Source organism: Streptomyces avermitilis MA-4680 = NBRC 14893 (assembly GCF_000009765.2).
GTDB lineage: Bacteria > Actinomycetota > Actinomycetes > Streptomycetales > Streptomycetaceae > Streptomyces > Streptomyces avermitilis.
Genome location: NC_003155.5, coordinates 294,825 through 319,204, shown reverse-complemented (window position 1 = coordinate 319,204; position 24,380 = coordinate 294,825). Strand labels below are relative to the sequence as shown.

The window sequence follows — 24,380 nt, the reverse complement described above, 5'->3', positions numbered from 1 at the left end:
CTGCCGTTCGGTGCGAGTGGATTCGATGTCCGGCCGCGGGCAGGGCCCGATGCCGCCCGGCTCGGAGGTGGGCGATCACGGCGTGCCGGACGTCGGTCTCCGGGGTGAGGGACAACGCGACGGTGGCCTTGCCGCTGCTCAAGGCACATCTACGGGCTCGTAGAGCACGTCGGTTCTGAGTATTGTTTTCGTACCCTCAAGAAGCGGGGCCGAGTCGTGAAGCGTCCGATGCCAGAAGAGGAGCGCATCGCCCGGTTCTGGGCGGTGGGCACTCACTATTTCCTCAGGCTTCGCGAGCCGCGGCCAGTCAGAGAAGTCACGTTGCGCAAAGGGAAGATCGTTCTGCTTATCGGCGATGAACCGCGTTTCTCCGCCCACGGCCTCATACGACAGGTAGACGACGACCGTCAGGAGAGTGCGCCTTCCGTCTGGGGCGAAATAGGGCGAATCGTAGTGCGGGACAATGAATCCGCCGTGTTCGTACGTGATGAAGCGCATACGCGGATTGACGGCCACCGGCCTCCAGGGCCTTCCGTCCGAATCCGTCGGATCGTCCGATCCCACTTCAAGCGATAGAAGCGTCCGCAGCCTGCGGTAGAATTCTGCCGCCAGGGATGTGGATTCGGCCGTGGCGCGGAGATGAGCGACCGGATCTCCCTCTGCATAGTTGGCGGCAATGCCGTCTCGGCCCACCGGGGCAAAGCACTGGGCGGCCAGTTCGGTCGCGAATGCCTCCACTTCGGCCGGAGTGAGGAAATGGCGAATCACCTTGGCGTTGGCCTTTGGGATCTCTGATTCGATCGGGGTCCATGAGTCATCGGCAGATATTCGGCTCAGCGCTTCTTCGGAGAGCTCAAAGGGATTTACCGGCATTTCAAACATGATCACTTCTCCGTGCTGAGGCCGTCGCCGATCCCAACATGGCCGTGGGCCCCACAGCCCGGAACGGCCGCGGGCAGCGCATTGAGGTGGACGGCGGGACCGCGGGCCACGTACTTGTGCGCTTCGAGTCCGTGGAGGGACTCGAAGCCCCTGGAGTCAATGCCTGCAGGGAGCGGGGACCACTGGGCGGTTATCGTCATGATGACGATATTAGGTCGGGGTGAGCCCACAAAGCAAGCAGGACGTACCCAACGCGGCGGAGAGGGCCGGGAGACGGGGGGGACCGGCTCAGGGGACTACCGAGGCGAGGTAGTCCCACGCGGCGCTGGGCTGCTCCGTACCGCAGCGGCTGACGCCATCGAGGGCGTCGACCTTGCCGGGCACCGACCAGGTGCGAGTTCCCTCCGCGGGCGCCCTTCGCGCGCTAGGGTCGTAATGCCCGCAGGGCCATGGGAGTTGAAAGAGGCGCCATGCTGGACGAGTTGGTATCGGCGGCAGCGGCGGCGGGCGGATCTGCAGTGGTCCAGGCAGCGGGGACTGACCTGTGGAACGGTTTTCGGGGCCGGGTCGCCGAGTGGTTCGGACGTGGGGACGCGGTGCGGGAGAGCCGTGAGCTGGAGCGGCTGGACCGCAGCGCGTCCGAACTGTCGACGGCCGGCCAGGACGAGGTGGAGCGGCTCCGGGTGCGGCACGAGGCCGTCTGGCAGAGCCGGATCGAGACCCTGCTGGAGGACCTGGACGGGGTCGAGCGCGACCAGGCGGTGGCGGAGCTCAGCAAACTCATGGCCCAGGCCCGCCCATAGCCCGGCCCCGCGGACGCCGGCCCCGCCGAAGTGTCCGGCAACACGTGCAACGGCCCCGCCGCCTTCCAGATCGGCGGCGAGCAGCACGTCCACTTCACTTCCGGCTCCCAACCTCCTTAGGAATCATCTCATTTGGCCAGCCGGCGGTAGCAGATGAGGGTGCAGGCGAGGCTGGTGAAGGCGAGGAAGTGCTCGGCTTTGCGTTCGTAGCGGCGGTGGAGTCGTCGGCAGCCGGCGAGCCAGGACATGGTCCTTTCGACGACCCATCGGTCGCGGCCGAGCCGTTGTGAGGACTCGATGCCTCTGCGGGCGATGCGGTGTTTGATACCGCGTCCGCGTAACCATCGTCGCAGGTGGGCATAGTCGTAGCCCTTGTCCGCGTGGAGCTTGCCGGGCTTGCGTCGCCGGCGTCCACGACGGGAACGGATGGGCGGTATGCCGCGGACAAGGGGCTTGAGGGCCTGGCTGTCGTGCAGCTTGGCGCCCGAGATTGCGACGGACAAGGGCAGACCGGTCCGCTCGGTGATCAAGTGGATCTTCGAGCCGTACTTACCCCGATCGACAGGATTCGGACCTGTCAGATCCCCGTTACCGTCTTCGTGGCCTCGTAATGAGGCTCCCGGCCTTCGGCCCACAGGTCTCGCCTGGGGCCGGTGTTGGGCTGCATGAGGGCGTTGGTACTTGCGTCGCCGGCGGGCTGCCGGTGACACCGATGCCGGGCCCATCGGTTGGCTCGGTATACGTCGGCGGCGGTTCCACGGAGGGAATACCCGGGTCCCCAGCCGCCGCACCACCGTTGTCCTGGCTGCCGACGGATCCGCTCCCGCCGCCTTGACCGCTGACAGATCCTCCGCCGTCGTTCTGGCCGCTGACAGATCCTCCGCCACCATTTTGACCGGGGACCGTCGCTGCGGACGAAGTCACTCCCGGTGTCCGCACACCGTCAGGCAAATTCCCGCCAGGTGGCCCGCCCGAAGTACCGCACCCCGCGACTCCGAAGCCCAGGACCACCACCATGGCAGCCGCCGTAGCGGTCCCGCCCCTGATCACGACAGCCGGGCACACCTGCATCCGTGCCCCCTCACAACGGACAATCCTTCACGGCGTGTAAGCCCAGGATTCCATCGGATTCGGGCACTGGCCACATCCGGGCGAAATTACCGAAGCAGGCGCACCAAAGTGCTACGGTGCGCCGCTCCTTAACGTGGTCAACGTCTCGCGATCGAGGGTGCCGCGATCGGTCCATGTGAGCCTGGCGACGCAATGGCGACGCCGGTCTTCGACCTCAACCCGCCGGTCAGCACGTGATCCACACCGACGGTCCGGTAGGTAGGGAGTACGGCGAGGCCGAAGGCCTTGCCTCCTGCTACCGGCGCTGCCTTGAGGTCGCGGATGAACTGGGCGCCAAGACCATCGCCTTTCTATCGATGCACTCGCCTGGACCGCCCGTGACCAAAAGCTGACCTCCGACGAGCGCCGCGACGAGCTCACCACGGAGATGAAGAAGCTCGTCGTTAGCAAGTAGAACGCCCGCACGGGTGCGGGCAGGCCGCATGACTTGCGCGGCATCTCGGGGTAGCAGTCCATCCGTTGGGGCTTCTGCAACGCCACAGGCATGGAAAGGCCCCGCCGCCATAGCGGCGGGGCCATGCACGTACTGTCGGCACTCAGAAGGTGGTGACGTTCCTGGTGTCGATGTGGATCAACTTCGCCGAGACGTTCCGGGTCTCCTCGACCGACTGGAGCCAGTTGTGGTTCTTCTCGGAGTACGTCCAGCCGCGCTTGGCGTAGGGCGTGGTCGCGTTCCGGTTGATCACCCCGAGCGGGTTCCAGTCGACGACACCCCACTCGGCGATCTCCGGATACTGCCCGTCTGCGATGTCGACGACGAGGGACAGGTGGTCGACCTCGCCGTCGTTCTGCCAGTCGTAGGCGATGATGTCCCCGGGCTCGGCCTCGGGTACCGCGTTGGCCCTGAACCTGTTGGCGTCCAGCGGGGTCGTCTGCGTGAGCGGATACCGGCGGTTGATGTAGTCCAACAGCGGCTGGGCCGCCGTCGCGGAAGCGGTGCCGGTCTTAGGCACGGCACGCAGGATGCCCGGGTGCCGGGCGACGTTGGTGTTCCAGTACGGCTTCGGGTCGGCCTGGCGCATCAGATCATCGTAAGGGCACGACCAGGGCCTCCAAGGGCGCACTGGCGAACATCGTTCTCCCGAAAGAAAACCGCCTTCCCCATGGGGACTCGTGATCGCGAGGGTGAGGAACCGCCGACACTGGCGCCCCCGCTGTCGATCATCCGAAGCCGGTCGGCGGCAGTAGTCGCCGGGGCCTGGTTCCCGCGTGCGGCTGTTCGGTGGCCTACAGGTCGAAGCCGAGCCGCGCTCATTACCGATCGGTAACTGCTCGGTAAGTAAACCGCATGATGTGCGTGTTGATCTCGCAAAGTCCGTGCCGGGGAAGCTCAGAGCAAGCTCAAGAATCGGCGTTCTCATATCGGATACACAAGATCCAAATGCGGACATGCAACCAGAAGAAGCGGAACTGAATCTCCCGATTGTGCCGCTGAACTGGGCGTTCGGTGATGGTTTGATGTTCGGCGACGCGAGCACCGACCAAAGCTCGCCTGCACATTGGGGGAACCAATGTCTTCTGTTTCGAGGGGGCGCGGCACGACCACGGCCATACAGGTGCTGAGCACGATCGTGCTCGCCACCGGCCTGACCGTCGCCCCGCAGGCCCTGACTCCGGGCCACCCGGCATCCGCTGCGGATGTCAGCTGCACTACCTACTCCGTGTCGACGTACGTCTTTGAGCCCGCCACCAGCAGCAACGCCGCCAGCAAGCGAGTTCTGCACAAGTACATGGAGTGGGGACCGAAGAGCCCCGACACTGACTTGCTGGACACGCTGTACACGGCGAGCCTGCCGATGACCAGCAAGGTCTTCACCGGCGGCGGCAACGGCATCATCTACGAGGCCACGGGCGGTGGCCAGGTGAAGTCGTACAAGGACAACACTGCCACCGGCGGTTCCCTGCTCACCCCGGTCAAGACCTACAGCTTCAACTGGTCGTCGGCGAAGCAGATCCTGGCCAATGGCCACTGGATCCTGGTGATCGCCTCCGACGGCACGATGGACGTCTACAAGCAGTCCAGCCCGGACAGCGGCGACGGCACGATCACGAAGGTCATGGACGGCGCAAAGTCGTCCGTCACGAGTGCGATCGCCGACGCCGACGACGCGTGGATGATCAATTCCGCGGTGCAGTGGCTGAAGGACGGTACGATCCAGCAGGCCGCTGTCACGTCGCTGCCCCCGGGCCCCGCCAACCTGCCCCCCGGCCCCGGCATCAGGCTAGAGGCAGCGACCAGTATCGCCACCGGTGTTGACGCTGCCCAGGCATGGGCACCCGGCCCGAACGCCATCAGCACCCAGTCGGTCACCAGCGATCCGGACACCACCGGGCAGATCCGGTCCTTCACCACCGGCCCATGGACGAGTGCGGACAGCGACGTACGCTCGGGCATCCTCGGCGACGTCATGGCGGATGCAGGTCCCTGCCTGACCGACCCGGACCAGGACACGGTCCCCTACTTCGGCACCCCGCCCGTCGCCGACACCGACGTCCCCACCGCGCAGGAGTCCTCGGACACGGCACCGTCGACGCCGTCGAACACGATCACCGGCAGGTTCACCCTCGGCAGCGGGCAGCCGGCGTCAGGGCTGACGGTCATGGTCACTGCCTCGGACGTCGACACGGGCAGTGACACCGCCACCGGGGGGACAGAGCCCCTCCTCGGTAAGGCGACTACAGCATCCGACGGCGCATGGACGCTGACCCTGCCCTCGACGCTGCCGGCGAACGTGAAGCAAGCCATGGACGACAACGGCGGCGCGCTCAACCTGAACGCCACCACCACGGCCACCACCTCCTCGGGTGTACAGGTACTCGGCGCGGACACGCTGACCGCCGTACCCGAGCAGTCCAAGACCGCCCTCGCCGCCGGGACCGACGCTTCCGCCCGGGCCGCAGAGGCGATCAACGACAATCACACCGTGCCCCTGATCCCGGACACCGTGGACGACACCGCCGCAAAGGAGCCCACCGCCGACCAGGAGAAGCAGACCTTCGCTGCCCAGACCAAAGCCGACCCGCAGGCGACGGGCGAGATGACGCCGATGTGGCAGAGCGACCACAGCACCCTGGCCGCCAGCTACAACCCGTATCTTGTGGGCGGCAAGGACATCAGCGCCGAGACGGTCACCCCGCACGCGTCCGGATCGTGCGACACGGTGAAGTACAAGCAGACCAGCAAGATCAAGTACACGGTGGTCGGTGAAGCACACGCGAACTGGGACTCGAAGGCCTCGTTCGACTACGACGACACCATGAACAGCGCCATCGACACCGCCGTCAACAGCAACGGCGACTGGAAGCTCGGTGGCAGCATGCAAATCTCGTCGGAGACCGGCGTCTCGACGGGCTACCCCAACAAGGGCTCCTACTACGCCCACCAGTACCAGGTGCCGATCGAGTACAACAAGTACAAGAAGCAGAGGATCTGCTCCGGCACCGTGCGTGCCACCTGGTACACGATCGAGCCCGGCCGCTACAAGGTCCCCTCGGGCGGCTCCGTCGGCAAGATCGGCAAGGACGTGTCGGCCAAGGACGGCTCCGGCAACTACGGCAGGGCCCCGAAGAGCTACCACGCCAAGGTCGACAACGGCACGTACTTCCAGCTGACCAGGAAGAAGAGTGCCAAGTTCGGCAACGCCGTCAACTTCATGGGCGTCGGACTCGGCGTCACCACCGGCTACGACACCAACCACAAGCAGAAGATCATAGCCGGTACCCGTAGGAACGCGACACACCTGATCTGGGGGAAGAATGGGCCGGTTCACGACAAGCCTGGCGTCTTCTACTCCAACTAGACGAACCCTTGGCCTGTTCGTCGCCCTCCTTCTCGCCGTGGCCGCCGCCTACACGCTGACCGGCGGCCAGAACACCGGCATCCCCGAAGGAGACGCCCTCAACGGCGGCATGCAGTCCGCCGGTGACGTCGGCTACGAACACGCCCAGGTCGGCGAGGAGTACTGGGCCGGACTGCCGCTCCCCTGGAACGAGTCCGGCAAAGACATCCAGATCACGCGGGCGAAGTTCACCCACGTCCCCAAGGGTCTGAAGGTCATCGAGTACCGGGCCTTCAACGGCGACGACACCGACGGCAATGTCCTGTTCGCACGCACCGACGGCAAGGGCAGCGTGGGCGACCTGTTCAAGGCTCGCAACTACGCCGGCCATCCCATGACGGTGAAAGCGAAAACGGGCAGCCACGTGTACTACGTGGCACGGGTCAAGGTCACCGGCCCGATCCACGACAATCTGTCCGGCTGCAGCTACTGGTACCGGCAGGGTTCCACGGAGTTCCAGCAGCAACTGGACTGCTCGACCATCGTCCGCCTCGGGAAACCCCTCAAGTACGAGGGCTAGACGCCGCTTCGCCCCAACCACCAGCGATCTGGTGCGGGGCGCAGCCCAGCGTCATCACGGTTGAGGCTCCCCCGTTGTGGGGGAGGTGCTGATCAGCTGGCCAGAAGGGGTTGGCGGGAGTTCAGGTTCGCTTGTTTAGGAGTCATCAGCTCTGCGTGTCCTCCCAGTACACGGTTCGACATGGGGGTGGCTCCCGCGAGACTCACGCTCCTGGCCACGGCCATCGCCTGAGCCGTGCGACCCAGCAGTTTGGAGACCACTCCTTCGGCGCACGGAGGAGTGATCACGCCCTCCGTCGAGACCGCCGTCGGTGCTTGCGTCATTGGACAGCGTGCGGGCGCGGTGTTCCTCAGCAGGTAGTCGGTGACAAGGGCATCCGCCAGTTGCCCTTGGCATGCAGGCTGCAGAGCCGAATACCGCCCTGCTGGGGAACGGTGCCGCCCGACTCGTACTCATCCCACAGTGCCCAGGGCCCCCGCTCGACGATCCGCTGCGGCTGGCGGGAGTCGTCTATGACCGTGATCTCCAACGAGCGGCTGGCCCGGGCGACTTGAACGAGCCGGACACGGTGCTCGCGAAGGTGCGGCAGCACGAACTCCTCGGCGTGGGCGCGGGTGGCCGGCCACTCGTCCCCGGTGAGCTCGTGCAGCACCATGGTGCAGTCCAGGTCGACTCCGTGAGCGGCCGGGTCCTCCAGCATCTTCACCAAGTACGCGGGAGTCGACCCCCAATCCCCAATTGATGACCAGCTCGATGCCCTCGAAGCCCAGGCCGGCTGCGGTGCGGGCGGTGGCGTTCATGCGGCCGCACCCCCTTGGTCGGCCGCCGGGTACGGGTAGGAGGTGACGGCGAGGCGGCGGCCGGTGCGCGGTCCGATGTAGGCGGCGTACCGATGTTCTGTGGACATACGCTGAGTTGCCTCATGTCGTGTTGCGGCTGAGGGAGTCAAGTGGCTGCTCTTATCTCAACCGGCTCGCCGACGCCAACCGCCTGCCGGTCCAGTTCCGGCCCATCCTGCTCGGGCATAACCGGCATCACCGCCGCGACGACAACCGCCCCGGTCGCTGGACACCCGAGACCCTCTGCCGGCTCTCCGCCCTGACGGGGCGAACGGCTGCCGAGTTGTCTCACGCGATCCCAGCCCTCGCCGTGATCGGCGAACCGGCCGAGAACCGTCTGCAGTCACTGAGCGGCCAGGCCGTCGAAGTGCTCCGGCGTCCGGCTTGCCGCCGGTGCATGGCCCGACGAGGCTTTCACGGGCTCGTGGTCCGCACCATCCCGCCCCATGAAGCCGTCTGTCTGCGGCACCAGCGTTGGCTCCTCGGCGACGAGCAGTATCGCCTTCACGCCCTGCCCGAACTGCAACAGGCCAACCGCCGACATTGCCGTCTTGTCCGTCGAACCCGAGCCTCCATCCTCGCTCGGGAGTACGCCGTTGCCCGCGACTGCCTCCGGGACTGGTTCCAGGACGGAAAGCCGTCAGCTCTGCGACAACGCTGGAACAAACGCATCGACCAGCTCGGCGAGGACCCCTACGGAGACGAGACCCCCGTCGCCCCTCCCAGCCCCGGATAGAACTCGCAATCTACCCCGAGACCGTCAAGCTCACGGCTTTGCTCACCTCACCGCACTGGCCTGCTGATCAAGACTTCCGCCAGGAAGCCGCACGCAGACTCGGGATCAATCCCGCGAAGACTGATAGGTGGCCCCGTGACCTTGGCCTGCCAGGTCAAGGAGCTCCGAGGACCGGTAGTCGGCCCCGTTAGACTGCTGCTCGTGTCGTTGGGGCTTGTGGCGGGCGGAGAGAGCGCCGTCTTTGATGTCACTGCGGGCGGAGCCCGTACTCAGCCAGCCACCCGAGCAGCTCTTGGCGAGAGGTCTCGACAAGCCGTCCCCCAGTGAAGCGGGCGTCGTCCGTCACCTCTGCCACGCACTCTGAAGGGGGAATGAAGGACTGGGTCTCCTCGTCGGTGGTGAACTCGGCCTCAGCCAGGACCAGACCCTGCAGGGGACCGTCGAAGACGTCGACGCCCAAGGGAGGCACGCTGAAACGCGTCTTGGACAGCACCGCGGCAGGCAGCGACGCGAGCAGGTCGTACTCCGTCGGGGACAAGTAGGTGTTAGTGATCAGGCCCTGAACACCGCCGGGACGAGAGACCGGCACTTTCTGAGTGAGTTTGCGTTCGCAGCGGCCGTCTGAGAAATCTGCACGTCGAAGCCGCAGACGTGTTCCCACCAGATAACGGTCGGCGATCACACGGGTGACCGTTACCGTCGACGGCTTCGGAGGTTCAGCCAGCAGGAACCGTCTCTCACGCTCAACGCGTGCATACTTCCCCGGGCAAACCGACTGACCTTGAACTCCACCGGCCTTGTCCATCATGAGCACAGCTTCTCAGCTGCTTCTCCCTGCGCGGCCACATCAAGACCACAGACCCCGATCTCGCGCCCTTCCGGATACTGCCAAGTCCAGTGAGAAGAGCCCGAGGCCAGTATCGGCGAAGATGACGAACCACAGCTCAGCGATCCGCCCCTCACCATGCTCGATGACACACTCGTGCTCTGCTGATCATTCCGCAGAGCACGTGACACTCCAGCGGGCGGAACCGTGTCACCCCAAGATGACAACTCCCAGCTCAGAGACCTTCGGTCAGCGAACCTCGATGAGAACGGACAGCTGCGGCCGGATTCGGCAACTGTCCGACGGCCCCGGTACGTCCTAGGAACATGACGCCCGCTACACCCACACCACCGTCTAGCACCCCGCCGTCGTGGCCGCAGTGCGGCCACGGCACCACACCGGAGGACCCCGCCGGCTGCCGCGGGATCCGCGTATCCGGCCACACTGCATGCCTCGCCCACCTTTCCGATGCCGACCGCGACGCCTACCTGGCCGGCCTGAGCCCCGGCAACAACGTCGACCACCGCGGTACTTCCTTCAGCCAAGACCTGCTCGATGCCCTCCTCGATGCCCTCCGCGATCCCGACACCGGCGACCCCCGCCTCGGTGTCGCCCGGTTCAGGTCGGCGACCTTCCAGCGCGACGTAGGATTCAGGTCGGCGACCTTTCAGAAATGGGCCGACTTCGGGTCGGCGACCTTCCAAGGCAACGCCGGGTTCAGGTTGGCAACCTTCGAGGGCGACGCCGGGTTTGGGTCGGCCCGCTTCGAGGGCGACGCCGGGTTTGGGTCGGCCCGCTTCGAGGGCGACGCCAGCTTCGTGTCGGCTACTTTCGAAGGCGACGCCAGCTTCGTGTCGGCTACTTTCGAAGGCGACGCCAGCTTCGTGTCAGCGACCTTCCAAAGCGCCGCCAGCCTCGGGTGGGCAGCCTTCCAAGGCGACGTTAAGTTCGAGTCGGCCACCTTCCAGGGCGACGCCGTTTTCGGGGGTGCGGACTTCCGAGGCGACGCTCGGTTCGGGTTGGCGGCCTTCGAGCGCAACGCTCGGTTCGGGTTGGCGAGATTCCGGGGCATCGCCAGCTTCTGGTTGGTGACCTTTCATGGCGACGCCTGGTTCAGGTCGGCGATTTTCCGTGGCGACGCCAGCTTCGTGTCAGCGACATTCCAAAGCGACACTGACTTGGAGGCGGCGACCTTCTCTGACCACACCCGATTCGACAGGGCTACCTTCTTCGGCGACGCCCGGTTCGTCGAGGCGACCTTCCGCGGTGACACCAGCTTCGTGTCAGCGACTCTCCAAAGCAACGCTAACTTCCTGGGAGTGACCTTCGAGCGCGACGCTAAGTTCGAGTCATCGATCTTCCAGGGGGACGCCACCTTCGTGTCGGCAACCTTCGAGTGCGACGCCTGCTTCGAGCAGGTGGGTTTCGAGCGGTCGGCCAGTCTCGGGCCGTTGGTGTGTGCCGGGCGGGTGAAGTTGTCCGGGGCGGTGTTCGGATGCCCGGTGACCCTGTCGTTCGCCACGCGCTGCCTGGAGTGCCGACGGACGCGTTGGTCGTCAACGGCCGAGCTGCGCCTGCGCTATGCCACGGTGGACTTCGCCCATGCGGTCTTCGAGTACCCCCTGACGATCGCCGCGGAGGCCGACCCCTTCGTGCTCCACAACGGACGACCAGTGGCAGAACAGAGCCTTATCGACGCGCCCGACATCGAAGTTCGCATAGCTTCGCTGCGGGGGGTAGACGCGGCCCATCTGGTCCTCTCCGACGTCGACCTGTCAGGATGCCTGTTCACCGGCACCGTGCATCTGGACCAGATCCGGCTGGAGGGCACCTGCTCTTTCGCCAGCGTCCCGCGCCGCACGCACTGGCGGCGCTGGCGCCCCCTTCGGTTCACCCAGCGACGCGCCCTCGCCGAAGAAGGCTTTTGGCGTGCAAGCCAGCCGACACCAGTGCCGGGCTGGAACGCGGCAGTGGCCGGCGCCGTACACGCCGGACCGGCACAGTTGGCGCCGGTGTACCGGGCGCTGCGCAAGGCGTTTGAGGACAGCAGGAACGAGCCGGGGGCGGCGGACTTCTACTACGGTGAGATGGAGATGCGCCGCCACGACCGCACCGGCAGCACCCGCACCGAACGCGGCCTGCTGCACGGCTACTGGCTGCTGTCCGGCTACGGCCTGCGCGCCTCCCGGGCCTTGGGCTGGCTCGCCGCAGCCATGCTCGTCACCATCGTGCTGCTGATGGGCTTCGGGCTCCCGAAGGACTCTCCGAAGCAGGTAGCGACCGGCACCGTGCCCCCCGGCGATGGCAAGGTCACTCTCGAGATCGACAAGGCTGATCCCCAAAACCCCACCGGGGACAGGTTCACCAGCGAGCGCTTCGAGAAGGCACTGACCGGCACGCTCAACTCGGTGGTCTTTCGCTCCTCCGGACAGGACCTGACCACTGCTGGCACCTACATCGAAATGGCGTCCCGCGTGACCGAACCCGTCCTCCTGGGCCTGGCGGTCCTGGCCGTCCGTAACCGCGTCAAACGCTGATCCGCAGTTCACACGCCAGGGACCCGACAAGGCGCCGCAGCAACAAGACACTGAAGCTCTCGGCGACGCCAGAATTCAGGCTCAGTCAAGATTTCCGTGAAGCCGATCGTGCGCCTGTGCGCCGGTGACGCTCCGTCACAGGCCGCGTGATACTCGCCGAGTGTGGGGAGCTGCTGAAGACCATGTTTCCGCACCTCGAAGGGGTGCTGGTGGAAGAAGTGAGCCCCGAGGGTGGGGTGTTGCACATTGTGGCAAGAACCGTGGAGTCGGTTCCGGTGCCGTGCCCGGACTGCGCAACGCCCTCGGTGCGACGGCACAGCGGATACCAGCGCCGTCTCGCCGACGGTGCGGTCGGCGGCCGTCAGGTGTCCATCGAGCTGACCGTCCGCCGCCTGTTCTGCGACGACCAGAGATGTGCACGGGTGACCTTTGCCGAGCAGGTCGACGGGCTGACCGTGCGGTATGGGCGTCGGACGCCGCAGCTGCGGTGCTTGTTGAGCGCGATCGCGGTGGCCCTGGCCGGCCGGGCCGGAGAGCGCCTCGCGGCCCGGCTGCCGGTGCCTGTCAGCCGCACTACCCTGCTGGCCCTGGTCATGGCCCTGCCCGATCCGTACGCCGAGACGCCCCGGGTGCTAGGGGTCGATGAGTTCGCCACCCGCAAAGGCCACAAGTACGGCACCGTGCTGGTCGACTGCGAGACCCATGCTCCCATCGACCTGCTGCCCGACCGGGAGTCGGCGACGTTCGCAGCGTGGCTGACCGACCACCCCGGAGTGGAGATCATCTGCCGTGACCGGGGCGGCGCCTTCGCAGACGGTGCCCGCACCGGGGCCCCAGATGCCGTCCAGGTCGCAGATCTCTGGCACCTCTGGCACAACCTCGCCGAGACCGTGAAGTCCCTGGTCAGCAAGCACAGTTCCTGCCTTCGTGAACCCGCCCTCGCCTCGGAGTCACCCCCTGAAGTCCTGCACCCGCCGCTCTCCCACGCAGGCCGGCTGGCCGAGCGGGCCCGGCGGCACCACGCCGCCGTGCACGATCTCCTCGGCCAGGGCCTCACCATCCGGGCCGTCGCCCGCCGCCTGGAGCTGTCCCGCAACACCGTCCGCCGCTATGCCCGCGCCGTCACCTGGGAGGAACTGGCCACCGGCCGCTGGCAGAACCTCCCCAGCACTCTGGACCCCTACAAGTCCTATCTGCACCAGCGGTGGCACGAGGGCCACACCAGCGGTGCCAAGCTCCACGCCGAACTCCGTGAGCGCGGCTTCACGGGGTCCTACTCCGTCGTCCGCGACTACCTCCGGCGCTTCCGCCGAACGTCGGGCGACCGTCCGCCCCCAGCGCGGCCGCCCGGGGTCCGCAAGGTGACCGGCTGGATCACCCGGAACCCCGACCGCATGAACGACGACGACCAGCAGAAACTCAAGGCCATCCTGGCCCGCTGCCCCGAACTCGAAGCGGCCACCGGACATGTCCGGTCCTTCGCCGCGATGATGGCCATCCGCAGCGCGAGCCGACTGCCCGAATGGATCGCCACCGCCCGCGCCGACGAGCACCACGGCCTGCGCGGCTTCGCCGATGGCCTGCTGGCCGACCTCGACGCCGTCATCCTCGGACTGAGCACGGAATGGAGCTCGGGCTGCGTCGAGGGCAGAGTCACGGACATCAAGCTGCTCAAGCGGCAGATGGCAGGCCGAGCCGGACTCCCCCTGCTCCGCAAGCGCGTCCTTCTCGTCGCCGCCGACCGCCGACAACACAGAGTTACGAACCAGACGGCTCACTGATCGGCTTCACGGAAATCTTGACTGAGCCAGAATTCAGGCGTCGCCGAGAGCAACTAACACCAGTACGGAGCCTAGCGTGAATTCACGAGACAAGCATCCACGCCCCGTGGACAGATGGCTGTCGTCCATTCACATTCGCCTGCGGAAATGGCGCGGAAGCGGTGGACACAGTGTCCATCACCACTTCCTTCAGGGCATGGCCTACAAGCTGGGCAGCGGCGCCGTGACGCTGCTGATCCTGTGGTGGGAGACCCGCCGCTGACTAGGCTGCGGGCCCGCAGCCTCAGCATGGGCAGCCAGGGGCCGGCCATCATCCTGACGAGACGGCGCGCCGCCGCGCCCACCAGGACAGCCGCGGTGGGGTGGCCACGTTGACGGCCCGGCCGAAGGCCTCCAGGGCAGCCTCCAGGCGCGCGGTGTTCTCCACGTCTGCCAGGGCGTTCAGCAGCTGCTCGGTGGCAGCGACGACGGCCGGGGCGGAGCAGCGCATGAGCGGGGCGGCGGCGGTGGCGGCTTGAGCGAGCGGCTCCCGCACGGCGGCCACGGTCTGCTTGCTGGCCACCCGTTCCCGGCTCAGCAACTCAGCCGCCTGCCCGAAGCCCACCAGCCCGCTCTGCACATCCGTGCCGCCGGCGATGCGGGCCCGGGCGGCGCCACCCGCGAAGGCGAGCAGCGTCAGCAGGAACGTCCGGCCCCGCTCGGCCGGCCCCTCCCACAGCAGACGGTTGGCGGCGGCCGCGCCCTGCAGTTCCATCACTGCCACCGCCATCGCGTCGGCCTGCACCCGCAGCGCACCGATCTCGGCCTGCTGCTCCTGGCGGTTGCGGGAGCGGTTGGTCGATGAACGCCCCCGATACGAGCGTGCTGGCCAACTCGATCAACTTGTCCATCCCCGCAGGCTGATCGTGCACCAGCCCGGCGTCCGACTCGTTGCGTACCTGACGCACAACCCGTACGGGCCTGTTGCCCGTCGGCATCAGTCGGTGTCGGCCCGGGGCTTCCCGTCTTCTTCTTCGGTGCCGCGGGGCAGCTGCTGCCCGGTCAGGTAGCTGACCTCGACCAGCCACACCAGGTACACCGGGACCTCGATGGCGATCACCACCCACATCAAGGCCCGCAGCCCCCGTAACGCGTCGCGCTCGCTCATCCGTTGGCTCTCCCCCTCGATCATCAAGTCCAGGGGAACGTACTGACCCTGCCCCAGCACCGCCAGGGCGCCTCACCCGAAGGAGTGGAGGTCAGTCACCGTCCCGGAGCTTCCACCAGGCGTCGCCCTTCAGATCCCGATAGCCGTAGGCGTCCTTGATGGCGATCTGGTGGTCCCAGCGGGTGCGCTCGGCGCCGTACCCGGCGAGCACCGATCCCGGGTGGCCGAGTTGCTCGGCGACGTAGGCGACGACTTCGGCGGGCGCGTCCTCGGGGTTGTCCAGGAAGGTGCCCAGGAACCGCACGGTGCCGAGCTGGACGGCGTAGCCGAGCTGTGACCTCGCGCCCCGGCAGGTCATCGCCCGCCGCCGGGCGTCGCGGTCCAGCAGGAAGTAGCCGGCGAGCTGCCCGTCGTCGGGCACCTGGTTGAACGTGCCGTAGTTACGGCGCTGTTCGTCGGTCAAGAACGCCACCGGCCCCGCCCTCCCCATCTCTGTTGCCCTGTGACGGCGCTCACCTTAAGTCACGTGATCACTGATGTGGCATCGGGTCAGTACGGCGCTGAGATAGGCCACTACTGGGTGCCGTGGACAACCAGTGCAAGCTCACCGACAAGGCGTCAGCGCCCAGTCTTGTCTCGCCTCCGGACCGGGACAAGAACCCGGACAAGGATCTGACCAGGTAGGACAGCAGCGGAGCTGTCCGGGACATGGCTCTGCTGTTGCTCTGTCCGGTCCCCTCCCGCAGGCTCTGTTGTGCCCGGCCGACCGAGTGAGTCTCCTCACCGGCTGCTCCATGGCGCTTGCCCGGAGCGGTGCATCGGGCCACGCGAATCAAGATCCCCCCACACCCAGCCAGCACTGTCGTGCTGGCTCGGGGAACACCCAACTGTTCGCAGTATCCAACTCAAGGAGTTGACCTTCCATGACCGCAGAGACCTCGTACGAGACGCCCATACTCACTGAGATCGGTGACTTCGCCGACGTCACCCGCGCCACCTACCGCGGCTTCTGGGTGGATTTCCTCGGCGGCTGGTGGTTCTGATCCGCCTTCGGCGGAGCTGAGCACCTGCTCTAAACACTCCTGAGCGGCGGCTGGCACGGAGACGATCCGTGCCAGCCGTGCGTCTTCCCCACCTCTTACTCACCCTTGTGGAAGGGACCGGCATGGAATTCTTGGTACTTCCCGACCACCCGGCCGGCGCTGCGGCCCTGGCGCTCATGCCAACTGCCGGACCGCCACCGACGCACGTGATTGAGCACCACTCGGGGCGACCGTGGATTGTGGGCTGCTGGAACGAAGAGGACGTCATGGTCACCGCTGTGGGCCCGCATCGCGTGGCTCTGCTCGGCCGCACCACCGCGGACGCAGACGTCCTCACCCGGCGGCTGCGCGACGTCCGGTCGGTCCGCGACCTCGACGGCCTAGCCGCAACAGCCGCTGGAAGCTTCCACCTCGTGGCGTCGGTAAACGGAGAGGTGCGCGTCCAGGGCACGCTCTCAGCGGCGTGTCAGATCTACTACGCCACGGTCGCCGGAGTGACCCTGGCCGCCGACCGCCCCCAGGCACTGGCCGACCGGATCGGGGCCGACATCGACGAGGATCAGGTGGCACTGGCACTGCTCTCGCCCTTCGGGCCGCCGTGGCCTCTGAGCGAGCGGAGCCTGTGGCGTGGCGTGTGCTCACCCCCGACCGGGCACTGCCTTGAGATCGGCAGGGACGGCACGGGGCGTACCCGCCAATGGTGGACTGCGCCGGATCCGGACCGCCCCCTGGGCAACGGCGACATGATCCGACAGGCGCTGGCCGAGGCGGTGGCGACCTGTACCGCGGGCCAGGAGGTCGTGAGTGCCGACCTGTCCGGCGGCCTGGACTCCACCAGCCTGTGCTTCCTGGCCGACGCCGACCGCCACGACGCCCACCTGGTGACGGTCCACTACCAGGCGCTGGGCCGGTCCAGCGACGATCGGTACTGGGCCCGCCAGGCCGAGGCCGCTTTGCCGGGCGCCCGGCACCTTCTGGTCGGCCCCGGTCAAGCCCCGGACTGGTACGCGCCTCTCGCCCACGCCGTCCATGACCGAGAAGGCCCCCTGACGTTCGTACGGTCCCGCGCGACCACCGAGCACTTGGCCCGGCTTGCCGCAGCGCACGGCTCGCGACGTCACCTCCAAGGCATTGGCGGTGACGAGCTCTTCCACCCTAGCCCGATGGCTCTGCACGCCCTCGTCCGACGGCATCCTCTCGCCGCCCTGCCACACTTGCGCGCCCTGCGCTCCATGCGCCGCTGGCCCCTGACTACAACCGCCCGTACCCTCGCCTCTGCACCCTCATACACGCAGTGGCTGGCCGCCTGCAGCAACTTCCCTGCCGACAGGCACGATTGGGGAGCCGGAGCAGACTGGGAGCCACTGCCGAAACTCCCGCCCTGGGCCACCCCGCACGCCGCGGCGACCGTCCGGCGTCAACTCCTCGCCGCCCTCGCAGCCACACCTCAGCCGCTGGCCACCCTGCCCGTCCAGCACGAGATGATCCGGCTCACCCGCATCAACGGCAATGCCACCCGCCGCAACTCCCATATCGGCGCCCATACCGGCGTCACTTTCCACGCACCCTTCACCGACGACCGGGTCCTGGAGGCCATTCTGGCGGTACGGCTGGAGGACCGGGTGGCCCTGGGCCAGTTCAAGCCCATGCTCGGCACGGCCCTGCGCAGCATCGTCCCCGCCGGCCTGCTCAGCCGCACGACCAAGGGCGACGCCAGCGCCGAGCTCTACGCGGGACTGCGCCGTCGGCGCGGCGAGCTCCTCAAGCTCATGGACGACTCCCATCTGGTCCGCATGGGCTTCGTCGACGCCGACGTCCTGCGCACCGTCCTGCGCGGCCTGCACGCCGACACCCGGCCCCTGATGCCCCTGGACTCCACCCTCGCCTGCGAATTGTGGCTGCGCACCCTGTCCCCGGCTGACACCGCCCGGGCCACCGCCGTGCCCGTTCCCTCCCCTCGAACCGTCAAGGAAATATGATGAACTTTGCCCTGGCACCTGAAGTGTCTGTCACCGACACCGAGCACGGTACGGTCTTGCTCGACGAACGCACCGGCCGCTACTGGCTGCTCAACGGCACGGGCGCCCTGGCCCTGCGCGCCCTGCTTGACGGTACGTCCCCCCAAGGCGTCGTTGCCAGCCTGTGTCAACGTTTCCCCGACGCCGGAACCGCCCAGGTCGAGCAGGACGTCGACAACCTGCTGCACGCCCTGCGCACCGCCAAGGTGGCCGCGTCATGAGCGGCCAGCTGACTCTCGAACCGTCCACCGCCATTCCGTGGAACCAGCGCCCCGCCGCCCTAGTCACCGTGACCGCCGCCCGACTGCTGGCGCGCGTATCGCCGCGACGCCTGCGTCAGGTCCTCGAACTCGCGAGCCGGGGCGCTCGTCCGGCCGATCTGCCCCAGGCGCTGCAAGCCCGCAACGCCGTGGTGTCCGTCAGCGTCACCATCGCCGGGCCTCGCTGCCTGGAGCGTTCCATCGCCACTGCGCTACTGTGCCGCCTGGGCGGCACCTGGCCACAATGGTGCACTGGCGTGACCACTCGACCCTTCGCCGCGCACGCCTGGGTCGCCGTGGACGGTGACGCGGTCGGCGAGGACCCTGACGCCGTCACCGACTTCCACCTGGTGATGTCCGTCCCGGCCCGCCGATGACCCCGGCCGACCCCACTTCACCCCCTGGGACAATCGTTACCCGGGGCCTGCGCCGCACCTACGGAGATGTCGAAGCCGTCCAAGGCCTGGACCTCACCGTCGCCCAGGGCGAACTCTTTGCCTTCCTCGGCCCCAATGGCGCCGGCAAGTCGACCACCATCGGGATGCTGTGCACCACCCTGCGCCCCACCACCGGCCACGCCCAGGTCGCTGGCGCCGACATCACCCGCTCCCCTCACGACGTGCGCCGCCAAATCGGTGTCGTCTTCCAGGAATCCACTACCGACGATGACCTGACTGCCCAGGAGAACCTGCGTCTGTACGCCGATCTCTATGGCATTTACCTCTACTCAGCTCGCTTGTTGAGCGTGCTCGGCTGTCCTTGCCTTCCATTGGTCTGCCGTCATACGCCAAATGACATCGATTCCCACTTCGCCAGGAGCGACGTGCCCGTCAGTTGCTCGTATGCGCTCAACCTCAGCGAATCCCAAGCGGCGGGCGACGGCCCCGCTGGCAGGGTTGGCGGCATCGTGATGGATCTCGATGCGGTCGATGCCCAGGGCCGCGTCGTTCAGGTGATGTGTCCTGGTTGATCACATGATGCCGAGGGTGATCAGTGGACGGTTGGCGTCGCGGGTGTGGTGCCGGAGTCCAGCGGCGATGTTCGTCTGGTTGGCGAGTCGGAGAGCGCCGATGGCCAGGTTGCGCAGGGATGCCATTGCACGTGGAGCGGTGCCGGTGCGTACGCGGGAGGCGTCCTCGGCGTACGTGGTGTCCCTGACGTGGTGGATCTTGTTCTCGATGCCCCAGTGGCCGCGGACGCGGCGGGCGATCTCGGTTGCGTCGGCCTGCTCCGCGGTCAGGTCGGTCACCCCGTAGATGCGTTCAAGGGTGACCTTGCCGGTGGTGACGATCCGTCGGCGGCGCTCGATCTGGACGGCCTGCACCGCGTGTGGGAACGCGATCCCGGCGACGGCGGCGGCCTTGATCCGGCGGATCTCGTCGCGGCCGTGCGCGGTGGCCCGCGTCTTGTCCAGGAGTGGCACTTCCCGCCATGGCAGGGCCTTCAGCCACTGGTGCAGGGTGGGCTGATTGCCCTTGATCAGCGCGATGTAGTGGGCGTGCTTGTCCTCGACGAGGAAGCGCGCGTGGGCGGTCTGCGAGTGGAGGGCATCGAAGGTGACCACCGTGCCGTGCAGGTTGAGCGGGGCAAGCAGGGGCTGGAAGACGGTGATCTCGTTGGTCGTGGCGTCCACCTCGCGCTGGGCGGTGACCAGGCCGGTCCCCGTCATCGCGGCTAGCAGATGGACCTGGGTGCCGTCGGTGCGGCGGGCACCGCGCACGGTCTTGCCGTCCACGGCGAGGGAGGGCAGGGGCCGCCGGTCGCTGTCGTTCTCCTCCTGGCCGGCGGCGCGTTCGCGCCCGGCGAGCCAACTTCCGACGGCTGTATCCAGCGCGTCGCCGTCGATGCGTTGGAGGACACGACGCACGGTGGCCTCGGCCGGGGCGACGGGGCCGCGGTCCGGCTCCCGGCATGGGCCACCGAGCCGGGCCAGGACGTTGGGCGGGGCGTCGGCGGCCCACTCCGCGATCGCGGCCAGGGACTTCGCTCCGGCCAGGACCGCGCACGCGGCCAGGGAGAGGACGAAGGCGAGCGGGTGGCGTCGGCCCTGGTCCCGGCGGGGATCGGGCACCTGAGCCAGGCAGGTCAGCAGGCCGGGGAGGTCATCGGGGACGGTCGGCGCGGTGCCGGCGAGTTGGCCCAGAGAGCGCGCGATGAGCGAGGATGAGCGGGCAGGCACGGTCTTCCGTCGTGGTGATCAGGGACTCGACACCTCATGATCACCGGAAGTCGTGCCTGCCTCCGCGTCAGCCCCCGCCGACCACTCCGCAGTCCTGCCCCAGCTCCTGAAGCCCCATCAACCCGGATGCACCGCCGGAACGACGCCGCCCTGCCCGCCTACCCCGTCGGTCACCGTCATCGTGGCGCCGCCGGGGTACGCCCGTCACCCGCGAGCGGAGTGCGACTTCAGCGGATGCGGTGCTTCCGCCAGAAGGGGCCGAGGTCCCTGTGCGTCATCGACTGTGCGGCCTTCTTGAAGTCGACGGTGGTGGAGACGCCGTACCAGTGGTCGTGGGCGTACTTCTTGATGAGGCGCGCCATGGTGCCGGCCCCGAGGACGTGCTCCAGGTCGGCCAGGACGCAGGGGCCGATCCCGTACACGACCTGGAAGTACTCGCCACGGTGTGTAGACCAGTAGGCCATCGAGTTGGTGAGCGCGGCGGTGGCGCTCGGCCAGGAGTCGTCCGGCGAGCACTCGAACCCGTCCCAGCGGTAGTAGCGCGCGTTGGCGTACTGAGCGAAACTCTCGTCCAGCCAGGGTGAGTTGTACTCGTCGTTGCCCACGACGCCGTACCACCACTGGTGGGCGATCTCATGGACGGTGGCGCCGCCCTCCTCCTCGGTGCCAAGGATGACCAGGCCGGGGTACTCCATGCCGCCGGCGAACCCGGGGGTCATCACGAGGTCTATCTCGCCGTACGGATAGCGGCCGAACTCCCTGCCGAACCGGTCGATGGCGGCGACGCCGTCCTTGCGGTTGAGGCGGACACCAGCGGCGGGCGTGTTCGGCGACCAATACGACTTCACGCGCACGCCGTCGGGCGAGGTCTGGGTCGCGGTGCGGAACGGGCCCGCCGCCCATGCGAAGTCCCGCACCCGCTTGGCGACGCTGTGGGTGACCGTACGCCCGGTACCGCCGGGGCGGGTCCATGTGCTGCCGGTCGCCGGGACCTTGAGGGCGGACGGGTGGTCGAGGCGCACCCGGAAGTCGCTCGCCAGGGTGTAGAAGCTCTCGCCGTACGACACATACGGATCGAGGTGCCACCCCCTCGCGTCGTGCACGGCGAGGACCGGCAGCGCGTTGCCCAGGAAGCGGAACGCGCCTTCGCGGCCGAAGCGGTTGTTGCGTGCGGGCACGGTGAGGGCCACGTCGAAGGAGACGGCCGTCCGCTCACCGCGTGCGAGCGGCCTCGGCAGAGCGATGCGCAGCGCCGTGCACTTCACGCCGGGGCGGCCCGGAGTGCCGCCGCGCACGTGGGAGACGCGGACGGGGGACGGTCTTCCGGATGTCCCGCAGCCGTCCTCGCCATTGCCCCACAGGCGTATGTACACCTCACGCAGGGGCCGGCTGGAGGCGTTGCGGAAGGACACCGTCTGCCGGCCCGCCCAGTGGGAGCCGTCGCCATCGGCGCGCAGCTTCACGTCGTAGCTGGGGCGGTCAGGCGTCGCGGGTTCGGCCGCTCTCACCGCGGCGCCGGGCGCCGGGCCGGACGGCGTGCCGGCCTCGGCCACGGTGGAGCCTGCTGTCGCGAGCATCGCGAGCAGGGCGACCAGCAGACGGCGACCGGTTCTTGAGGGACCCGTGGGCGACGAAGGCAACGAAGGCATGGCGGACGACATGACAGATGACATGCCAGCGGATCTTGTCACAGGGTTCCCCACGGCCGACACAGGCCCGCGCGAAGAGGGGAGGTCGGCTCCGCTTGGGCGGCGAAAATGCCAGGGTACGCAGGGGATGTTCGCTGTACGTTGGCGCACAGTAAGGATCCCGGTTCAACCCATTCGCCTTCGTCCTCTCCCTGGCCGCGTGCGCGGTCCTGGCCGGAGCGAAGTCCCTGGCCGCGATCGCGGAGTGGGCCGCCGACGCCCCGCCCAACGTCCTGGCCCGGCTCGGTGGCCCATGCCGGGAGCCGGACCGCGGCCCCGTCGCCCCGGCCGAGGCCACCGTGCGTCGTGTCCTCCAACGCATCGACGGCGACGCGCTGGATACAGCCGTCGGAAGTTGGCTCGCCGGGCGCGAACGCGCCGCCGGCCAGGAGGAGAACGCTGCGCGAGCGCCTGCTGCGCCTCATGACTGTGCTCATCGCCCACTTGATCACTGCCTCCGAGGTGTCGGTGCGCGTCTCGTAGTCGCGGGCCAGCCGGCGTGAGTGCATCAGCCACGCGAACGTGCGCTCCACCAGCCACCTCTTCGGCAGCACGGTGAAACCGCTGGTGTCGTCGCTGCGTCTGACCACGGTCAGCGCGATCCGCCAGGCGTCGCGGGCGAAGTCGACCAGGCGCCCGGTGTAGCCTCCGTCGGCCCACACCCGCGTGACGCGCCAGTGCCGTTCGCGCAGCCGGGCCAGGAGTGTCTGTCCCGCGTCCCGGTCGGTGACCGAGGCCGCGGTCACCATAACGGCCAGCAGCAGTCCGAGGGTGTCCACCACGATGTGCCGTTTACGGCCGTTGACCTTCTTCCCGCCGTCGAATCCCCTGGTCACGGCCGGCACCGATGCGGCTGCCTTCACCGACTGCGCGTCGATGATGCCCGCCGTCGGCTCCAGATCCCGGCCCGCGGCCTGGCGGACCCGGTCACGCAGCCGGTCGTGGAACTCGGCGGTCAGGCCCTTGTCCCGCCAGCGCCGGAAGAAGGCATAAACGCGGTCCCACGCGGGGAAGTCCGCCGGCATCGCCCGCCAGGTGATGCCGCCCGCGACCAGATAGCGCACCGCGTCGACCATCTGCCGGTGGCAATAGCTCTCCGGTTGCCCGCCGCGGCCCTCGAGCCAGCCGGGAACCGGCATCGCGTCACGTACGACGGCCCACTCCGCGTCGCTCATGTCCGACGGATACTTCGGTCGCCTGTACGGCCGGTCCCCAGCGTTCCCGAACCGGTGAGCGAGACAATCACACGACAGAGACGCCGAGTTGGACGACATCGACGCTGGCACGGAAGACTGCAGCACCAGGGGCCTCCTGTTGCTCGGTTGGATTCGACACCCACGAGCTGTGCGGGAGGCCCCGCTTTCATGCCCGGCCAGCCACGAGATCACCCGACCGAGTCGACGACCTCGAACTCACGCCCACCAAGATCGATAAAGCAACAGCTTCTCAGATTCTTGACACGACAACCAAGATTTTTTTGCGGCTGATCTGAGACGACCAGGGCGGTGCCGAACAGGGACGCCCCGTCGAGTGCCGCTGGTCCACTGGCGGGTTGAGACGGCACCGGATGGAGGCCCTCCCGAATCCGGGAGGGCCCCCGGTGGCCGCGCGCGAGATCGAGGCGATACGGCGGCTGGCTGCCCGGGGCGACCGCCTCGGCTCGGGTGCAGGCAGCGGCCCCCCGCCTACGCGGGAACCACTGGACATCACGTCAGGCTGAAGGTGAGTCTCCTACTCCCAGTTGTGTGCGACGAGGGGACCGGTCTCGTCGAGATATCCGCGCAGTCCGGCCTGCGGGTACTCGATGATGCCGTCGGGCAGTTCGTGCACGGTGAACCAGGTCAAGGCGAGGCACTTGTCCGGCTCCCGGTTGACGGGTTCTCCCTGCCAGTCCGTGGCTTCGAAGAAGAAGCCGATCCGTTCCACCTCGTCGTCTTGGCGATGGTGCACGACGTGGACGAGCCGGAGGTGGCCCGGGGCGACGGTGATTCCGGTCTCTTCGAACAGTTCGCGGGCAGCACCGGCGGGCAGGGGATCGCCCTGGTCGAGCTTGCCGGAAGGCATGTGCCACCGGCCGTAGCCGTTACGGGCCGCCGCGCTGGGAGAAGAGGATCTTGTCACCGTCGCGGAGGATGACGTGGATGTCGATGA

The 24,380-nt window shown here is 67.6% G+C and carries 26 protein-coding genes; 12 read left to right on the top strand and 14 right to left on the bottom strand.

Annotated features, from left to right (window positions below):
- Nucleotides 1-138 precede the first annotated feature (138 nt).
- Nucleotides 139-882, bottom strand: coding sequence for a 2OG-Fe(II) oxygenase (locus SAVERM_RS01815; protein ID WP_202497284.1), 744 nt, complete (start codon nt 880-882; stop codon nt 139-141).
- A 2-nt stretch (nt 883-884) separates the two neighbouring features.
- Nucleotides 885-1,082 carry a hypothetical protein gene (locus SAVERM_RS42120; RefSeq protein WP_137951546.1) on the bottom strand — a complete coding sequence of 66 codons (198 nt, stop codon included), beginning with the start codon at nt 1,080-1,082 and terminating at the stop codon, nt 885-887.
- Nucleotides 1,083-1,352: 270 nt separating this feature from the next.
- Between SAVERM_RS42120 and SAVERM_RS01810 the strand changes: the two genes are divergently transcribed.
- Nucleotides 1,353-1,685 carry a hypothetical protein gene (locus tag SAVERM_RS01810; protein WP_052082469.1) on the top strand — a complete coding sequence of 111 codons (333 nt, stop codon included), beginning with the start codon at nt 1,353-1,355 and terminating at the stop codon, nt 1,683-1,685.
- Between the two features lie 128 nt (nt 1,686-1,813).
- Here SAVERM_RS01810 and SAVERM_RS01805 read toward each other — a convergent pair whose 3' ends face one another.
- The gene (locus SAVERM_RS01805; RefSeq protein WP_255253784.1) at nt 1,814-2,410 is read right to left on the bottom strand and encodes an IS5 family transposase; all 597 of its coding nucleotides are present in this window, start codon (nt 2,408-2,410) and stop codon (nt 1,814-1,816) included.
- Between the two features lie 579 nt (nt 2,411-2,989).
- On the opposite strand from SAVERM_RS01805, the gene SAVERM_RS45705 reads away from it, so the two are divergent.
- On the top strand, nt 2,990-3,148 hold the full coding sequence (locus SAVERM_RS45705) for a macro domain-containing protein (RefSeq protein ID WP_370628484.1): 159 nt from the start codon (nt 2,990-2,992) through the stop codon (nt 3,146-3,148).
- A gap of 204 nt (nt 3,149-3,352) precedes the next feature.
- Here SAVERM_RS45705 and SAVERM_RS44165 read toward each other — a convergent pair whose 3' ends face one another.
- Nucleotides 3,353-3,838, bottom strand: coding sequence for an amidase domain-containing protein (locus tag SAVERM_RS44165; protein ID WP_037652554.1), 486 nt, complete (start codon nt 3,836-3,838; stop codon nt 3,353-3,355).
- A gap of 534 nt (nt 3,839-4,372) precedes the next feature.
- Here SAVERM_RS44165 and SAVERM_RS01795 point away from each other — a divergent pair.
- Both SAVERM_RS01795 and SAVERM_RS01790 read left to right on the top strand, forming a co-directional pair.
- Complete coding sequence (locus SAVERM_RS01795) at nt 4,373-6,616, top strand: hypothetical protein (protein ID WP_037652552.1); 2,244 nt, start codon at nt 4,373-4,375, stop codon at nt 6,614-6,616.
- 37 nt (nt 6,617-6,653) lie between these two features.
- Entirely contained in the window at nt 6,654-7,175 is a 522-nt protein-coding gene (locus SAVERM_RS01790) for a hypothetical protein (RefSeq protein WP_037652549.1), read from the top strand.
- A gap of 349 nt (nt 7,176-7,524) precedes the next feature.
- Here SAVERM_RS01790 and SAVERM_RS01785 read toward each other — a convergent pair whose 3' ends face one another.
- The 3 genes from SAVERM_RS01785 to SAVERM_RS01775 form a co-directional block, all read right to left on the bottom strand.
- Complete coding sequence (locus SAVERM_RS01785) at nt 7,525-7,875, bottom strand: hypothetical protein (protein ID WP_010981703.1); 351 nt, start codon at nt 7,873-7,875, stop codon at nt 7,525-7,527.
- Nucleotides 7,876-8,357: 482 nt separating this feature from the next.
- Entirely contained in the window at nt 8,358-8,558 is a 201-nt protein-coding gene (locus SAVERM_RS40980; RefSeq protein WP_037652547.1) for a hypothetical protein, read from the bottom strand.
- A gap of 439 nt (nt 8,559-8,997) precedes the next feature.
- Entirely contained in the window at nt 8,998-9,558 is a 561-nt protein-coding gene (locus SAVERM_RS01775) for a CYTH domain-containing protein (RefSeq protein WP_037652569.1), read from the bottom strand.
- Between the two features lie 344 nt (nt 9,559-9,902).
- Here SAVERM_RS01775 and SAVERM_RS39200 point away from each other — a divergent pair, with 344 nt between their 5' ends.
- From SAVERM_RS39200 to SAVERM_RS42580, 3 genes are all read left to right on the top strand, one after another.
- On the top strand, nt 9,903-12,113 hold the full coding sequence (locus SAVERM_RS39200; protein ID WP_010981700.1) for a pentapeptide repeat-containing protein: 2,211 nt from the start codon (nt 9,903-9,905) through the stop codon (nt 12,111-12,113).
- Between the two features lie 182 nt (nt 12,114-12,295).
- Nucleotides 12,296-13,894, top strand: a complete 1,599-nt coding sequence (locus SAVERM_RS01765) for an ISL3 family transposase (protein ID WP_042494152.1) — start codon at nt 12,296-12,298, stop codon at nt 13,892-13,894.
- A gap of 106 nt (nt 13,895-14,000) precedes the next feature.
- Nucleotides 14,001-14,156, top strand: coding sequence for a hypothetical protein (locus SAVERM_RS42580; RefSeq protein ID WP_154696708.1), 156 nt, complete (start codon nt 14,001-14,003; stop codon nt 14,154-14,156).
- 48 nt (nt 14,157-14,204) lie between these two features.
- On the opposite strand, the gene SAVERM_RS01760 is transcribed toward SAVERM_RS42580, so the two are convergent.
- The 3 genes from SAVERM_RS01760 to SAVERM_RS01750 all read right to left on the bottom strand — a co-directional run bounded on the left by SAVERM_RS01760 (nt 14,205) and on the right by SAVERM_RS01750 (nt 15,513).
- Nucleotides 14,205-14,663, bottom strand: a complete 459-nt coding sequence (locus tag SAVERM_RS01760; RefSeq protein WP_159029063.1) for a hypothetical protein — start codon at nt 14,661-14,663, stop codon at nt 14,205-14,207.
- A 207-nt stretch (nt 14,664-14,870) separates the two neighbouring features.
- Nucleotides 14,871-15,041 carry a hypothetical protein gene (locus SAVERM_RS42575; RefSeq protein WP_154696707.1) on the bottom strand — a complete coding sequence of 57 codons (171 nt, stop codon included), beginning with the start codon at nt 15,039-15,041 and terminating at the stop codon, nt 14,871-14,873.
- Nucleotides 15,042-15,132: 91 nt separating this feature from the next.
- Entirely contained in the window at nt 15,133-15,513 is a 381-nt protein-coding gene (locus tag SAVERM_RS01750; protein WP_037653002.1) for a DUF4158 domain-containing protein, read from the bottom strand.
- A gap of 451 nt (nt 15,514-15,964) precedes the next feature.
- Here SAVERM_RS01750 and SAVERM_RS40975 point away from each other — a divergent pair, with 451 nt between their 5' ends.
- The 5 genes from SAVERM_RS40975 (at nt 15,965) to SAVERM_RS45700 (ending at nt 19,332) form a co-directional block, all read left to right on the top strand.
- The gene (locus tag SAVERM_RS40975; RefSeq protein ID WP_107082961.1) at nt 15,965-16,084 is read left to right on the top strand and encodes a lasso RiPP family leader peptide-containing protein; all 120 of its coding nucleotides are present in this window, start codon (nt 15,965-15,967) and stop codon (nt 16,082-16,084) included.
- Nucleotides 16,085-16,350: 266 nt separating this feature from the next.
- Nucleotides 16,351-18,063: an asparagine synthase-related protein gene (locus tag SAVERM_RS01745; protein WP_197586351.1), complete on the top strand. Its 1,713-nt coding sequence runs from the start codon at nt 16,351-16,353 to the stop codon at nt 18,061-18,063.
- On the top strand, nt 18,060-18,323 hold the full coding sequence (locus SAVERM_RS01740; protein ID WP_010981694.1) for a lasso peptide biosynthesis PqqD family chaperone: 264 nt from the start codon (nt 18,060-18,062) through the stop codon (nt 18,321-18,323). Before SAVERM_RS01745 ends, SAVERM_RS01740 begins: the two co-directional genes overlap by 4 nt.
- Nucleotides 18,320-18,739 (top strand): lasso peptide biosynthesis B2 protein, encoded by a 420-nt coding sequence (locus tag SAVERM_RS01735; RefSeq protein ID WP_037652994.1) that lies wholly within the window; start codon nt 18,320-18,322, stop codon nt 18,737-18,739. Before SAVERM_RS01740 ends, SAVERM_RS01735 begins: the two co-directional genes overlap by 4 nt.
- A complete protein-coding gene (locus tag SAVERM_RS45700; protein ID WP_010981693.1) occupies nt 18,736-19,332 on the top strand; it encodes an ATP-binding cassette domain-containing protein in 597 nt (198 codons plus the stop codon). Before SAVERM_RS01735 ends, SAVERM_RS45700 begins: the two co-directional genes overlap by 4 nt.
- On the opposite strand, the gene SAVERM_RS01725 is transcribed toward SAVERM_RS45700, so the two are convergent.
- The 4 genes from SAVERM_RS01725 to SAVERM_RS01710 form a co-directional block, all read right to left on the bottom strand.
- Complete coding sequence (locus tag SAVERM_RS01725; protein WP_010981692.1) at nt 19,333-20,541, bottom strand: ISAs1 family transposase; 1,209 nt, start codon at nt 20,539-20,541, stop codon at nt 19,333-19,335.
- A 227-nt stretch (nt 20,542-20,768) separates the two neighbouring features.
- Nucleotides 20,769-22,118, bottom strand: coding sequence for a M1 family metallopeptidase (locus tag SAVERM_RS01720; RefSeq protein ID WP_237528690.1), 1,350 nt, complete (start codon nt 22,116-22,118; stop codon nt 20,769-20,771).
- Nucleotides 22,119-22,228: 110 nt separating this feature from the next.
- On the bottom strand, nt 22,229-23,404 hold the full coding sequence (locus SAVERM_RS46025) for an IS5 family transposase (protein ID WP_422640783.1): 1,176 nt from the start codon (nt 23,402-23,404) through the stop codon (nt 22,229-22,231).
- 556 nt (nt 23,405-23,960) lie between these two features.
- Nucleotides 23,961-24,293 (bottom strand): NUDIX domain-containing protein, encoded by a 333-nt coding sequence (locus tag SAVERM_RS01710; RefSeq protein WP_010981689.1) that lies wholly within the window; start codon nt 24,291-24,293, stop codon nt 23,961-23,963.
- Nucleotides 24,294-24,380: the final 87 nt, after the last annotated feature.

What these genes read in the sequence shown, in the direction of transcription:
- SAVERM_RS40975 (WP_107082961.1), top strand. Translation starts at nt 15,965, where the DNA reads ATGACCGCAGAGACCTCGTACGAGACGCCCATACTCACTGAGATCGGT.
- SAVERM_RS42575 (WP_154696707.1), bottom strand. Translation starts at nt 15,041, where the DNA reads ATGAGCGAGCGCGACGCGTTACGGGGGCTGCGGGCCTTGATGTGGGTG.
- SAVERM_RS01720 (WP_237528690.1), bottom strand. Translation starts at nt 22,118, where the DNA reads ATGCTCGCGACAGCAGGCTCCACCGTGGCCGAGGCCGGCACGCCGTCC.
- SAVERM_RS01735 (WP_037652994.1), top strand. Translation starts at nt 18,320, where the DNA reads ATGAGCGGCCAGCTGACTCTCGAACCGTCCACCGCCATTCCGTGGAAC.
- SAVERM_RS44165 (WP_037652554.1), bottom strand. Translation starts at nt 3,838, where the DNA reads ATGCGCCAGGCCGACCCGAAGCCGTACTGGAACACCAACGTCGCCCGG.
- SAVERM_RS01745 (WP_197586351.1), top strand. Translation starts at nt 16,351, where the DNA reads ATGGTCACCGCTGTGGGCCCGCATCGCGTGGCTCTGCTCGGCCGCACC.
- SAVERM_RS01765 (WP_042494152.1), top strand. Translation starts at nt 12,296, where the DNA reads ATGTTTCCGCACCTCGAAGGGGTGCTGGTGGAAGAAGTGAGCCCCGAG.
- SAVERM_RS01810 (WP_052082469.1), top strand. Translation starts at nt 1,353, where the DNA reads ATGCTGGACGAGTTGGTATCGGCGGCAGCGGCGGCGGGCGGATCTGCA.
- SAVERM_RS39200 (WP_010981700.1), top strand. Translation starts at nt 9,903, where the DNA reads ATGACGCCCGCTACACCCACACCACCGTCTAGCACCCCGCCGTCGTGG.
- SAVERM_RS01740 (WP_010981694.1), top strand. Translation starts at nt 18,060, where the DNA reads ATGATGAACTTTGCCCTGGCACCTGAAGTGTCTGTCACCGACACCGAG.
- SAVERM_RS01710 (WP_010981689.1), bottom strand. Translation starts at nt 24,293, where the DNA reads ATGCCTTCCGGCAAGCTCGACCAGGGCGATCCCCTGCCCGCCGGTGCT.
- SAVERM_RS40980 (WP_037652547.1), bottom strand. Translation starts at nt 8,558, where the DNA reads ATGTCGGCGGTTGGCCTGTTGCAGTTCGGGCAGGGCGTGAAGGCGATA.
- SAVERM_RS01815 (WP_202497284.1), bottom strand. Translation starts at nt 882, where the DNA reads ATGTTTGAAATGCCGGTAAATCCCTTTGAGCTCTCCGAAGAAGCGCTG.
- SAVERM_RS01805 (WP_255253784.1), bottom strand. Translation starts at nt 2,410, where the DNA reads ATGGGCCCGGCATCGGTGTCACCGGCAGCCCGCCGGCGACGCAAGTAC.
- SAVERM_RS01760 (WP_159029063.1), bottom strand. Translation starts at nt 14,663, where the DNA reads ATGGCGGTGGCAGTGATGGAACTGCAGGGCGCGGCCGCCGCCAACCGT.
- SAVERM_RS01785 (WP_010981703.1), bottom strand. Translation starts at nt 7,875, where the DNA reads ATGCTGGAGGACCCGGCCGCTCACGGAGTCGACCTGGACTGCACCATG.
- SAVERM_RS45700 (WP_010981693.1), top strand. Translation starts at nt 18,736, where the DNA reads ATGACCCCGGCCGACCCCACTTCACCCCCTGGGACAATCGTTACCCGG.
- SAVERM_RS01775 (WP_037652569.1), bottom strand. Translation starts at nt 9,558, where the DNA reads ATGATGGACAAGGCCGGTGGAGTTCAAGGTCAGTCGGTTTGCCCGGGG.
- SAVERM_RS46025 (WP_422640783.1), bottom strand. Translation starts at nt 23,404, where the DNA reads ATGAGCGACGCGGAGTGGGCCGTCGTACGTGACGCGATGCCGGTTCCC.
- SAVERM_RS42120 (WP_137951546.1), bottom strand. Translation starts at nt 1,082, where the DNA reads ATGACGATAACCGCCCAGTGGTCCCCGCTCCCTGCAGGCATTGACTCC.